At 70.1% G+C, this 13,182-nt stretch carries 6 protein-coding genes and 1 pseudogene; 5 read left to right on the forward strand and 2 right to left on the reverse strand.

Going from position 1 to position 13,182, the window contains the following annotated elements:
- Positions 1–28: 28 nt before the first annotated feature.
- Positions 29–1,432 carry a beta-glucosidase gene (locus IPG61_04720; GenBank protein MBK6733379.1) on the reverse strand — a complete coding sequence of 468 codons (1,404 nt, stop codon included), beginning with the start codon at positions 1,430–1,432 and terminating at the stop codon, positions 29–31.
- Between the two features lie 121 nt (positions 1,433–1,553).
- On the opposite strand from IPG61_04720, the gene IPG61_04725 reads away from it, so the two are divergent.
- From IPG61_04725 to IPG61_04745, 5 genes and pseudogenes are all read left to right on the forward strand, one after another.
- Positions 1,554–2,528 carry a hypothetical protein gene (locus IPG61_04725; GenBank protein ID MBK6733380.1) on the forward strand — a complete coding sequence of 325 codons (975 nt, stop codon included), beginning with the start codon at positions 1,554–1,556 and terminating at the stop codon, positions 2,526–2,528.
- A gap of 9 nt (positions 2,529–2,537) precedes the next feature.
- A complete protein-coding gene (locus tag IPG61_04730) occupies positions 2,538–6,104 on the forward strand; it encodes a hypothetical protein (GenBank protein MBK6733381.1) in 3,567 nt (1,188 codons plus the stop codon).
- Positions 6,104–7,720: a T9SS type A sorting domain-containing protein gene (locus IPG61_04735; GenBank protein MBK6733382.1), complete on the forward strand. Its 1,617-nt coding sequence runs from the start codon at positions 6,104–6,106 to the stop codon at positions 7,718–7,720. Before IPG61_04730 ends, IPG61_04735 begins: the two co-directional genes overlap by 1 nt.
- 36 nt (positions 7,721–7,756) lie before the next feature.
- Positions 7,757–9,230 (forward strand): annotated as a pseudogene (locus tag IPG61_04740) (MFS transporter).
- 4 nt (positions 9,231–9,234) lie between these two features.
- Entirely contained in the window at positions 9,235–10,209 is a 975-nt protein-coding gene (locus IPG61_04745) for a glycosyl hydrolase family 17 (GenBank protein MBK6733383.1), read from the forward strand.
- 27 nt (positions 10,210–10,236) lie between these two features.
- Here IPG61_04745 and IPG61_04750 read toward each other — a convergent pair whose 3' ends face one another.
- On the reverse strand, positions 10,237–13,026 hold the full coding sequence (locus IPG61_04750) for a hypothetical protein (protein MBK6733384.1): 2,790 nt from the start codon (positions 13,024–13,026) through the stop codon (positions 10,237–10,239).
- Positions 13,027–13,182 lie beyond the last annotated feature (156 nt).

A 13,182-nucleotide genomic window follows, 5' to 3' on the forward strand; every position in this document is an offset into this window, starting at 1 on the left:
CAGGACGGCCAGGCGGCGGACGGACCGGTCAGTCATCGAATGCACGGGAATCTCCTCGGCTGGTGGCCTTCTGGGCATCGTGAACGGCGTTGGCCGCCACGACCTCGCGATACCAGTCTGCGCTGTCCTTCGGCACGCGTCGACCATCCAGCGGGTCGACCGCAAACAAACCGAACTTCTTCCGGAAACCGTAACCCCACTCGAAATTGTCCAGCAGCGACCACAGGAAGTACCCCTGCAAGGGCACGCCCTCGTCGATGGCGGCCCGCGCCGCCAGCAGGTGGCTGCGCAGGTAGTCGATACGGCGCACGTCGCGGATGCGCCCGTCCGGACCCTGCGGGTCCTCGTACGCGGCGCCGTTCTCGGTGATGTAGATCCGCTTCGGCGCGTAGTCGCGCCAGATGCGGCCCAGCGTCACCCGCAGGCCGTCGCCGTACACTTCCCAGCCCATGTCGGTGGCGGCGACGCCGGGCGCCGGCGGCAGCGAGACGGGCTTGCCGTCGGGACCGGCCTGCATGATGGCGCGGCTGTAGTAGTTCACGCCCAGGAAATCGAGCGGCGCGCTGATGGCTTCCAGGTCGCCCGGCTCCACGAACGGCAACCCGCCGGCCGGCAGTTGCCCGCGGGCCACGCGATCGGCCACGGCGTCGGCCGGGTACGCGCCCCGGAACAGCGGGTCCAGGTACCAGCGGTTGAAGAAGCCGTCGAACCAGCGGGCGGCGTCCACGTCGGCCGGGCTCCCGCTGGCCGGGTAGGCCGGGCTGTGGATGAGGACGATGCCGACTTCGGCGTTCGGAACCTCGGCCCGGATGGCCGCCGTGGCCCAGCCGTGCGACAGCAGCAGGTGGTGGGCGGCCCGCAGGCCGGTGGCCGGCTCGCACAGGCCCGGCGCATGGTGCCCTTCCTCGTAACCGAGTACCGCCGCGCACCACGGCTCGTTGTGCGTGGTCCAGCGGCGCACGCGGTCGCCCAGCCGCGCGGTCACGACCGCCGCATAGTCGGCAAAGGCCCGCGCCGTGTCGCGTTCGGCCCAGCCGCCGGCATCGCCAAGGGCCTGCGGCAGGTCCCAATGATATAGAGTCGGAAAGGGCTCGAGGCCCGCCTCGAGCATCCCGTCGACCAGGGCGTCGTAGAAATCGAGCCCGGCCAGGTTCAGCGGCCCGCGCCCGGCGGGGAAAATCCGGGGCCAGGCGATGGAAAACCGGTACCCGGTCAGCCCCAGGCCGCGCATGAGCGCGATATCCTCGCGCCAGCGATGGAAATGGTCGCAGGTCACGTCGGGCGTCGAGCCGTCGGCAATCCGTCCAGGCTGGGCGGCGAACCGGTCCCAGATCGACTCACCGCGGCCGCCCTCGTACCGGCCGCCTTCGGTCTGCTGGGCGCTGGTGGCGACCCCCCACACGAAACCGGCGGGGAATGGGGTCTGGTTCATGACCGTCCGATCCGCAAAAATAACCTTTGTTCGGACGCCGAACATAGTGTATGATCTTTGCGGTCCTGTCAAGGGTTCTGTCCGCCCAGGCGCTGCCAACTACCGGAAGAGAGGTCACACCATGCGTCGTCCCGTCCTGATGGTCACCGCGATCGCCGCGCTGATCGGTTTGCTGCCCACCGCCGGCCTTGCGCTGGTCCCCTACAGCCAGAATTTCGAGTCGCTGAACCAGGTCAGTGCCACCGCCCTGTCCGACAACGGCTGGCTGGTGTATGGCAACGTGTTCAGCCCGCTGAACGTCTATCTCTACGGCTACGGCCCGTTCCCCGCGCCCAACGGCAGCGGCGCCTTCAGCGCCATCGACCTGAACCAGGGCGGCATCGACCAGGGCGCCCAGCAGCTGTCGGTCTACAGCGACTACAACAACATCGACCACGCCGTCGGCAACCTGATCGAGTCGAACGTCTACCGCGAGCAGTTCGTGGTGGCCGGCGACGTCGGCAGCACCTGGGTCTTCGCCTTCGACGCCAAGCGCGGCAACCTGGCCGGCGACTCCACCGCCAAGGCGTTCATCAAGACGCTGAACCCGGCGGCCGGCTACGCGCTGACCAACTTCGTCTCGGTCGACCTGACGACGAGCCCCGACACCTGGATGAACTACTCGCTGTCGCTCGTCATCACCCCGAGCCTGGTCGGCCAGATCTTCCAGATCGGCTTCCTGAACACCGCCACCTTCTACGAGCCGTCGGCGATGTTCTACGACAATGTCGACCTTCACCTCGACAACACCTCGGGCGTGCCCACCGCCTCGGTGGCGCAGGGCGCCGAGCTGCGCCAGAACTTCCCGAACCCGTTCAACCCGGCCACGCGCATCGAATTCGCGCTCGAGCGCGCGTCGAATGTCGAGGTCGCCGTGTTCGACCTGGCCGGCCGTCGCCTGACCGTGCTGCGCCAGGGCGCGCTGGACGCGGGCGAGCACTTCGTGATGTGGGACGGCCGTGCCGACGACGGCACGCCGGTGCCGGCCGGCCAGTACCGCTACGTACTGACCACCGACACCGCCCGCATCGCCCGCAGCATGGTGCTGGTGAAGTAGGCTACTGGAATGAAGGGCAGACTGGCGCCGAACCCCGCCAAAGCCGGAACGAGGGCCCCGCAGATCGGGGCCCTCACCGGCTCATTCGTCGTCCTCGACGGCGAGGAAAGCACCCGCATCGCGGGGTACCACCACCTGCCCGCGTTCCTGATGACGCTGGCCAGTGATACCGACCTGTGGATGTTCGTCACTTCGGGCGGCGGGCTCACCGCCGGGCGCATCGATGCCGACGGCGCGCTGTTCCCCTACCTGACGGTCGACCAGCTGCACGACGCACACCACCACACCGGCCCGGTCACGCTCATTCGCATCGAGCAGCCCGGGGCCGAGCCGCTCCTGTGGGAACCGTTCGCCGCCGGCGGAGACGACGACCCGGCCGTCGAGCGCTTCCTCACCAAGAACGCCGTCGGCAGCCGCCTGACGTTCACTGAGATCGACCACGACCTCGAACTCAGCTTCCGCTACAGCTGGGCCGCCGCCGACGACTTCGGCTGGGTGCGCACAGCCGTTCTCGAGAACCTGGGTTCCACCGCCGCGCGCGTGACCGTGCTGGACGGCCTGCGCAACGTGCTGCCCCACGGGGCGCCGCTCGCGCTGCACCAGCGCTCGAGCAATCTCGTCGACGCCTACAAGCGCAGCGAGGTCGACGCCGGCACCGGGCTGGGCATCTTCTGCCTCACCGCCGGCATCACCGATCGCGCCGAGGCGCTGGAATCGCTGCGGGCCAATACCGTCTGGTGCTGCGGCCCGGAATCGTTCCGCGTGCACCTGTCGGCCGCCGCCGTCACCGCCTTCCGCCAGGGCCGCCTGCCGGCCCAGGACGCGGTCCTGTGCGGCGCGCGCGGCAACTACCTGGTCAGCTTCGACGCCGAGCTGGCGTCCGGCACGGCGCAAACCTGGCGGCTGGTCGGCGACACCGGTCGCGACCACGTGCAGGTGGCGGCGCTGCGCGACCGGCTGCGGCGCGCGCCCGAAGGCGCATCCGAACTTGGCGCATCCGAACTTGGCGACACGCTGGAAGCGGCCATCGCCGCGGGGCGCGAGAACCTGCGCCGCAACGTGGGCAGCGCCGACGGCATCCAGCTGACCGCGCGCCGCGAGGCGTGGACGCACCACTTCGCCAACGTACTGTTCAACAACATGCGCGGCGGCGTGTTCTGGCGGAGCCACGAGGTGCCCGTCGACGACTTCGTCCGCTTCCTCGACGTGCGCCAGGCGGCCGTGGCCGCACGCCACCGCGAACTGCTCGTGGCCCTGCCGACGACTCTCACGGCACCCGAACTGCGCAAGGCCGCATTGGCCACCGGCGACGCCGACTTCGTCCGTCTCTGCCACGAGTACCTGCCGCTCTACTTCGGGCGGCGCCACGGCGACCCGAGCCGCCCCTGGAACCGCTTCTCGATCCGTACGCGCGGCGCCGGCGGCGAGCGCGAACTGAACTACGAAGGCAACTGGCGCGACATCTTCCAGAACTGGGAGGCGCTGTCCGCCTCGTTCCCCGGCTTCCTGCCGGGCCTGGTCGCCAAGTTCGTCAACGCCTCGACGGTGGACGGCTTCAACCCCTACCGCATCACGCGCGACGGGGTGGACTGGGAAACGGCCGCTCCCGACGATCCCTGGAGCAACATCGGCTACTGGGGCGACCACCAGCTGGTCTACCTGCTGAAGCTGCTCGAGGCGCTCGACCGCGTGGACCCGGGCACGCTCACGGGCATGCTGGGCGAAGCCGTCTTCAGCTATGCCGAGGTGCCGTACCGGCTGCGTCCGTACGCCGAGATCGTGGCCGACCCGCGCGACACCATCGTCTTCGACAACGAACTGGACCAGCGCATCGCCGCCCGCGTGGCGGCCAAAGGCACCGACGGCAAGCTGCTGACCGACGGCAACGGCGGCGTGTACCACGCCAACCTGGCCGAGAAGCTGCTGGTGCCGGTGCTCTCCAAGCTGTCGAACCTGGTGCCGGAAGCCGGCATCTGGATGAACACGCAGCGCCCCGAGTGGAACGACGCCAACAACGCCCTCGGCGGCGGCGCCGTCTCGATGGTCACGTTGTGCTACCTGCGCCGCTACCTGGCCTTCCTGGGCGGCCTGTTCGAGCGCAGCGACTGCGCCGTATTGCCGCTGTCGACCGAGGTCGCGGAATGGTTCCGCGGCGTCGACGGCATCCTTGTCGAGGAACTCGAAGCGCTGGCCGCGACCCCGATGGCCGACGTTGACCGTCGGCGCCTGCTCGACCGCCTGGGCACGGCGTTCGGCGCCTACCGCGCGGCCGTCTACGCCGGCGGCTTCTCGGGCACCACCGAGGTGCCTGTGGCCCACCTCGCGGCCATGTGCCGCACGGCGCTGCGCCACGTGGACCACGGCATCGCCGCCAACCGGCGCGACGACGGCCTCTACCACGCCTACAACCTGCTCGATCTCGACGGCGACAGTGCGCGCATCGGGCGCCTGCCGGAAATGCTCGAGGGCCAGGTTGCCGTGCTCAGCGCCGGCGTGCTGGACCCGTCCGAGAGCCTCGGCATCCTCGATCGCCTGTTCGACAGTACGCTCTACCGCGCCGACCAGCACAGCTTCCTGCTCTATCCCGCGCGGGAACTGCCCGGCTATCTCGCGCGCAACGCCGTGCCTGAGGCCCAGGCCATGGGCATCGGCCTGGTGCGCGACCTGCTGGCGGCCGGCGACACGTTGCTGCTCGACCGCGATGCCGATGGCGTCCTGCGCTTCTGCGGCTGCCTGGGCAATGCCCGCGACGTGGACGCAACGCTGGACGCGCTGGCCGGCCAGCGTCGCTGGTCCGCGGCCGTCGCCGCCGACCGCGCCGCCGTCCACGAGCTGTTCGAGTCGGTGTTCCGCCACAAGGCCTACACCGGCCGCTCGGGCGCCATGTACGGCTACGAGGGCCTGGGCTGCATCTACTGGCACATGGTGGCCAAGCTGCTGGTGGCGACACAGGAAGTGATCCTGCGCGCCGAGCGCCAGGGTGTGAGACCCGCCATCCAGGCCGACCTGGCGGCGATGTACTTCCGCATCCGCGCGGGTCTGGGCTTCGAGAAGAGCGTGAGCGAGTACGGCGCCTTCCCCGCCGATCCCTATTCGCACACGCCTCCCGACGGCGGCGCGCGCCAGCCGGGCATGACCGGGCAGGTGAAGGAGGAGATCCTCACCCGCATGGGCGAACTGGGTGTCAGGATCGAGGACGGCCTCGTGCGCTTCCATCCGCTGTTGCTGCGCGCCGACGAGTTCCTGGAAACACCGGCGGTCTTCCGCTGCTTCGACGTGGACGGTGACGAGTTCGCGCTGCCCCTGGCGCCCGGCAGCCTGGCCTTCACCTGCTGCCAGGTGCCGGTGATCTACCGGCGCGAGGAAGGCGCGGCCAGCATCCGTGTCGTGAACGCCGACGGCTCCGACGAGATCGTGGCCGGCGACACGCTGCCGGCGGCAGTCGGCGCCGAACTGCTGGCCAGAAGCGGCCGCCTGAGTCATCTTGAGGTCGGCATTCCCGAGCACACGCTGCTGGCCGCAACCGGGCGTCCGCCCCGGGCCGCCGGCCCCTCGCACCGGGACCGGAGCCGTTGATGACATCCCGTCGCTTCCTCGCCGCCTGCGCGGCGACTGCCGCACTGTCCGGCCTGTTCGGCGCCGCCCCCGTGGCGGCGCAGTGCATCGTGGCCAATCCCAGCTTCGAGATCCTCGGTTCCGGCGGCGCCGTCTTCGGCGGCTGGAACCAGTTCGGCCGCACCGGCTCCACCACCATCGCCGACCACGGCCAGCGCGCCGCGCGCCTGATCGGCGCCAATCTGGGCGGCTGGGACCTCTCCGGCTTCTGGCAGGCCCAGGACTGCGCGCCCGGCGAGACGTGGGAAATCACCGGCCACGTGCGGCACCCCGTCTTCAAGCCGCTCACCGGACAGAACGTGGCGCTGGTGAATGTGGAATGGCGCGACGCCGCCGACGTCCTGATCAGCTACGACACATTCAACGTCGCCACGGCCGCAACGCCCGTCGACACGTGGGTGCCGTTCTCGCTGGTGAGTTCCGCCGCGCCCGCGGGCACGGTCAAGGCGCGCCTGGTGGTGGGCCTGCTGCAGGCCCCCGGCAGCGCCACGCCCGACGCCTATTTCGACCAGGTCACGTTCGGCAGCACCACGCCGCCGACGCTCGCCCAGCAGCAATGGAACGATTTCCCCGGCGGCACCACGCTCTCGTTCAGTGGCCGCACGTGGCGCGTCAAGGGCCCCGGCTGGTACGGCCCCGGCACGAACTACTTCAGCAACCAGCCCAATCGCGTCTGGGTCGACGCCTCCGGCAACCTGCACCTGACGATGAAGCAGTTCGGCGCCACCTGGAACGCCACCGAGGTGGCCACGCAGGACGCGCTCGGCTACGGCGACTACATCCTGACGACGGTCGGCCGCCTGGATGTTCTCGACCCGCAGGTCATCCTGGGCATGTTCCTCTGGGAGTACGGCCCCTGCTGGAGCGACGGCTACCTGTGGTGGAACGCCTTCAACGAGGTCGACATCGAGTACAGCCGCTGGGGCAACCCCGCGCAGGACATCGCCCAGTTCGTGGCCCAGCCCTACGACTACCCGGGCAACATCACGCGCTTTCCCGTCGCGTTCGCCGACGGCGAGACCGTCAGCCACGCCATGCGCTGGTCGAGGAACAAGGTCGAGTACCGCGTCTGGCGCGGCGGCCCCGGCGACGAATCGCCGGCCACCCTGGTGAACTCGTGGACCTACTCCGGCCCGCACGTCCCGCGGCCCGAGGCGCCGCGCCTGCACCTGAACCTCTGGAAGCTCGACGGCACGCCGACCGCCCCGCAGGAAGTCGTCTTCAGCAGCTTCCGCTTCTATCCCGAGGGCGCCGTCGCCGGCGTGGACGACGTGGTGGCCCCGGGCCTGCCGGCGGCACCGGCCGGCCGCCTGTACGGCGCCACGCCGAACCCGTTCAACCCGCGCACCACGTTGCGCTTCTCCCTGTCGCGCCCGGGCGAGGTGACGCTCGACGTCTACGACCTCTCGGGCCGCCGCCTGCGCACGCTGGTCAGCGGCTCCCTGCCGGCCGGCGAGCACGTGGCGGAGTGGGACGGCTGCGACGAGCGGGGCCTGGCCGCAGCATCGGGCGTCTACCTGATGCAGCTGCGCGGCCGTGATTTCGCCGAGACCATCGAGGCAACGCTGGTCCGGTAGGACCTCGCCGCAACGGAACTCCAGCCGGAGGACTGCATGAACGCCGCTCCGCACACCACCACGGCCCCCGAGGACCGCATCAGCATCGGCCAGCGTGTCGCCTACGGCACGGGGGCCTTCGTCAACAACCTGCTGGGCGCCGCCAGCGGCGGCATGATGATCGTGCTGAACCTCGGTTTCGGGATGAACCCGGCCCTGGTCGGCCTGCTGGGCGCCATCCCCCGCTTCACCGACGCGCTGACCGACCCGATCATGGGCTTCATCAGCGACGGCACGCGCTCGCGCTGGGGCCGGCGGCGTCCGTACATCTTCGTCGGCGCCCTGCTGACGGCGGTCCTGTTCGCCCTGTTGTGGCAGCTGCCGCGCGGGCACAGCGAGATGTTCTACTTCTGGTACTTTCTGGTCGGCTCGATCCTGTTCTACGCGGCGTACACGATGTTCGCCACGCCCTGGGTGGCCCTCGGCTACGAACTGACGCCCGACTACCATGAGCGCACGCGCCTGATGGGCACGCAGAACTTCATCGGGCAGACGGCCTTCATGGTCTCGCCCTGGTTCCTGTGGATCATGACCTACAAGGGGTTCTTCCGGGACCAGATCGCCGGCGCGGCGGGGCTCGCTATCGTCCTGGCTGTGGTCGTGGCGGGGCTGGGCATCCTGCCGGCAATCGTCCTGCGCGAACGGATGGCGGGAGTCGCTGCGGCCGAGGCCTCCGAGCGCCGCGAACCGGCCGAAAAGGGCGGCGCGCTCCGCCGCAACGTCGTCGAATTCCTGCGCGGGTTCCGAATCACGATGTCGTCGGGCCCGTTCCTGAAACTGAGCGCCGCCACGTTCCTGCTCTTCAACGGCTTCATGCTGATCGCGTCGTTCCAGAGCTATGTGATCATCTACTACGTCTGCGGCGGCGACCAGGAGCTGGGCGCGCGCTGGGCCGGGGCTCGCGGGCACGATCGGCGGCTTCGCCAACTTCGCCGTGGTGGCCTTCGTCGCCTGGCTCGGCACGCGCATCGGCAAGCGACAGGCGTTCTTCGTCTCGACCAGCGTGGCGATGGTCGGCTACGCGCTCAAGTGGGTCTGCTACAACCCGGAGATTCCCTGGCTGGTGGTGCTGCCGGCCCCGCTGCTGGCCTTCAGCCTGGGCGGGCTGTTCACGCTGGTGCCTTCGATGATCGCCGACGTGGTCGATGCCGACGAACTCCAGACGCACCAGCGGCGCGAGGGCATGTTCGGCTCCATCTTCTGGTTCATGGTCAAGCTGGGGATGTCGGCGGCGCTGGCCGGCGGCGGCTACATGCTCAATGCGTCCGGCTTCAACGTGGCCCTGGGCGGCAACCAGTCCGCGCACACAATCACCCTGCTGCGGCTGTTCGATGCCGGCGTGCCCGTCCTCTGTTCGGCGCTGGCCATCTGGGCGGTGGCCACCTTCCCGATCACCGAGGCGCGCGCCTACGAAGTGCGCAGCGAGCTGGAGCGGCGCCGCGGCCGGGCCGGCGAGGTTACCGGAGGTTGATCCGATGCGTCCTCGTGTGGGCCTGCTCTCCGCCTGCGCGTTCGCGTTGCTTGCGGCAACGCTCGCCGCGACCGTGACCCTGGCCGCCCCGGGGCTGCTGCCGGCAGCCCGCGGCGGCGCCGACCTGCCCGTACACGCCGTCTGCTACGGTCCGCATCGTGACGGCCAGCGGCCGGACGGCCCGGCGCCGTCGGCGGCCGAGCTCCGCGAGGACCTGCACCTGCTGGCTGCGCACTGGAAGCTGGTGCGCGTCTACGGGTCGCGCGGCCCGGCCGAGACCATGCTCGCGATCATCCGCGCCGACAGCCTGGACCTGAAGGTGATGCTGGGCGCCTGGGTCTCGCCGGCCGACACCGCCGGCAATCGCGCCGAGATCGAGGCGGCGGCGCGCCTGGCCGCCGCCTATCCCGAACTCGTCGCGGCCGTCTGCGTCGGCAACGAAACGCAGGTCTCGTGGTCGGCGCACCGCTGCGCGCCCGAAGTGCTGCTCGCGGCGCTGCGGGAAACGCGCGACCGGGTGCAGGTGCCGGTGACCACCGCCGACGATTTCAACTTCTGGAACAAGCCCGAAAGCGCGGCCGTGGCCGCCGAGGTCGACTTCATCACCCTGCACGCGCACCCGCTGTGGAACGGGCGGCAACTGGACGAGGCTTTGCCCTGGTTGCGCGCACAGCTGGACGAAGTCGCCGCGCTGCACCCCGACCGCACCGTCGTCATCGGCGAGACGGGCTGGGCCACGCAGCGCCACACCGAGGGCGATCAGGCCACCCTGATGAAGGGGCGGCTGGGCGAAGCGGAACAGAAGCTCTTCCACGACGAGGTGCGCGCCTGGGCCGCCGAAGCACGGGTCACCGTATTCTTCTTCGAGGCGTTCGACGAGAACTGGAAGGGCGGCGCCCACCCCGACGAGGTCGAGAAGCACTGGGGATTGTGGCGGGCCGACCGAACGCCGAAGGCGGCGCTGGCTCCTGCCGATTGAACGACGGAACCTGCGCCCGCGGCGGGTCTACTGCCGGACCGGCCGGCCGTCCATGCCTGCCGCAGCCGCGTCCGTGCCGGTGACGGGAGTCCCCGCACCCGGCGCAACCTCGATCACCCATTCATGACGCGCCCGGCCACCGAAGCGATTGAAGGCCTCGGCCTCCACGTGATACCGGCCGGCAGCCGGCGGTGTCCCGGAGACGAGCCCGCTCTCCTCGTCCACGGCCAGCCACGCCGGCGCCGAGACGAGCCGGAAGCGCTGGTGGTCGCCGGCCGAGAACGAGCGATCCTGGCTGCCGTCGGGCAGCGTGCGGAACTGCAGGTCCCCCATCGAGGCCAGGCTGCGCAGGCGGTACTCGTAGCGCTCGCCGGTCGCGGCCGTCGTCACCGGGACACTGAAGAAGTACGGGTGGGGCAATTCAGCGTAGTCCGACGGTCCGCTGCGCGTGCCGGCGGCATCGACCGCCACAACGCGATAGAACACCTCGCTCGCGGCGGCGCCCACGAACTCGGGCGCGACAACCTCGAGCGAAGTTCCGCTCGTACGGGCCAGCAGGTTGGGCGGCAGCGGGCCGAGCCCGTACTCGGCCTGTTCCTCGCGCGAGATGGTGAAACCTCGGATCCCACTGCCATACACCTCGTAGGCCACCGGACGCGGTCCGCGCGGATTCGGCTTCCAGTGAAGGGTCACCCGCCCGTCCTTCGCGGCCGCGCGAACGTCGACCGGCACCCGCGGGCCGTCCCACGTGAAGGTCCAGGTATCGCTCCACGCTCCCCAGGCGCCGCGCTCGCCCATGCAGCGCACGCGCCAGTAGTAGGTGACGCCCGGGCTGTAGATGCCGTCGAACGGCACGGTCCACGCCGGTGTCGGGATGGCGACGTCAAGGCCCGGCCGGTACGGCCAGGCGAAGTCCGGGCGCAGGCTCACCTGCAGGCGGTAGCGGCGGGCGCCGGGCACCTCGGGCCAGGCGTACTCGATACGGTCGGCGGCCACGGCTGTGCCGGGCTGCGGCAACAGCGGCGCCGGCGGCGGCGGCAGCAGGGGCACGGCGTCGGTCTCGCGCCAGCGCTGCGTGACGGTGACGTGCCGCGGGCCGGGTGATTCGTCGGTCCACACCACGTTGTTGTCGCCCACCTGCAGCCTCGGCAACGACAGCGGCGCGGCCATGACGTCGGTGACGAGCGCCAGCTCCTCGATCACCGGTCCCGGCCGGGAAACCGACACGCGCACCCGGTAACCGAACTCCGGCGGGTCGGAGCGCACGGCCAGCGATGCGTCCAGGGGAACAACGGCGTGCACCGTGCCGGGCCCTTCGCTCTCCCAGACCGTTCGCCAGGCGACATCCGAGGCCCCGCCGGTCGCGATTTCCACGGCGCATCGCGCCGCCACGTCGCCGCGCTCGACCCTCAGCGTCAGTGTCCCGCCGCAGACGAGCCACGGCACCGCCACGCCGTACTCGACGTGCGCACCCGCAGCCACGGCGCGCAATCCCGGGCCGTCGGGATCGTCCTGCCAGCCGCCGGACGAGATCGCGTCGGCCGCCAGCGCCGCCGCGCGCAGCCGCGGCGAATACTCGAAGCGCGAGTTCCCGAAATACGGAGGCCGGTGGGCGTGCGCGCTGTCCTGGGCCGCGTACTTGCCGATGTGGTCCCAGCGGAAGACGACGCGCTCGCCGGGCCGCAGCGTGTAGTCCATCGTGTGCCCGCGGACATCGCTCGTGAACCGCGTGTCATCGGCTCCGAACAGCGCCGCGAGCTCGTCGCTTGGCCGGTAGCTGCCCGCCACCGGGCCGTAGTTGAGCTCGCGACGGACGAGATCGTGGTCGCGCGCCAGTTCATCGCCGCCGACCGGGCGCTCGTTCTCGCGATCCAGGTAGAAGCAGTCCATGTCGACGTCGAGGAACTGCAGGCGCCTGTCCACCATCGCCTCGGCCTGCACGTGGCCGTCCATCGCGCGGCAGGCGGAACCGTCCAGGCCGGCGCCCAGGAACAGCGCATTGGCCGCCGCCCCGGCGTCGTCACAGAGGCTGAAACCGAAAATGTTGAACAGGCGAACCGGGTCGTGCTGGATGTCGTGGTCGAACAGGGGCTCGAGGTGGTACGTGTGCCGGCGCATGTTCTCCCAGAGGAGCATGGCCTTCTCGCGGTCGTCACGGGCTCCGCGCGTCCATTCGGCGAGCAGGCCCGCGAAATCGTGCCAGTCGCCGCGCCCGTTGACGACGAGGCGCGGGTTGACCACGGGCGTGTCGCCCGTATTGGCGATCACGAGCTCGACGTTCGGCTGGAACCCGACGCGGCAGGTGGACGTCGAGACAATGCGGGTGTTCTCCATGTCGAGCGTGCCGGCCATCGGCACGACCCAGGCCTGGCCCGGTTCCGTGACCACTTGCACATGTTCGCGCGATACCGACGGGATCTCCGGCAGGCCCGGCAGCAGGCTGAGCGGGTTGGTCGAGGCCACCTCGTACAGGCGTTCGTTGGTGCGCGGATCGCTGCCGTCGGAGGAAGAGAAGTAGAGCAAGGTCCGCGTCCAGTGCGAGTAACGCCCTGCGCCCACCGCCCTGATGTCCGCGTGCGGTGAATGGGCCGGCCCGAGCGGCACACCGTCTTCCAGGAGTACCAGGCCGGAACTGTTTGCGGGGTCGTTGTCGCCCTGTTCGCCGAAATCGAGGACAGCGATGAAGCAGCGACCGTCTTCGGCCCGGATGGCATCGACGGGGATCGGCAGTCGCCGAAGCGCGGCGTCCGCCGTCAGCGCCGGCGCCGGAAGCGCAGCCAGGATGGCGACGACCAGGCAGGTGGCAGGAATTCGCATGGCGCTCGATATCACCGTTACCCGGCCGTGCCCTGCAGGGCCGGGGCGTGTTCACTCATCGTGGGATCAGGACCGCGGGCCGAGCATCGCGGCGCGGGCAGGGAGTGTCAAGCGGCTGCTTACCCGAATCGAGTCTCAATATCGTTATATGGTTGT

The sequence above is a fragment of the bacterium genome (assembly GCA_016703265.1).
Taxonomy (GTDB): domain Bacteria; phylum Krumholzibacteriota; class Krumholzibacteriia; order LZORAL124-64-63; family LZORAL124-64-63; genus CAINDZ01.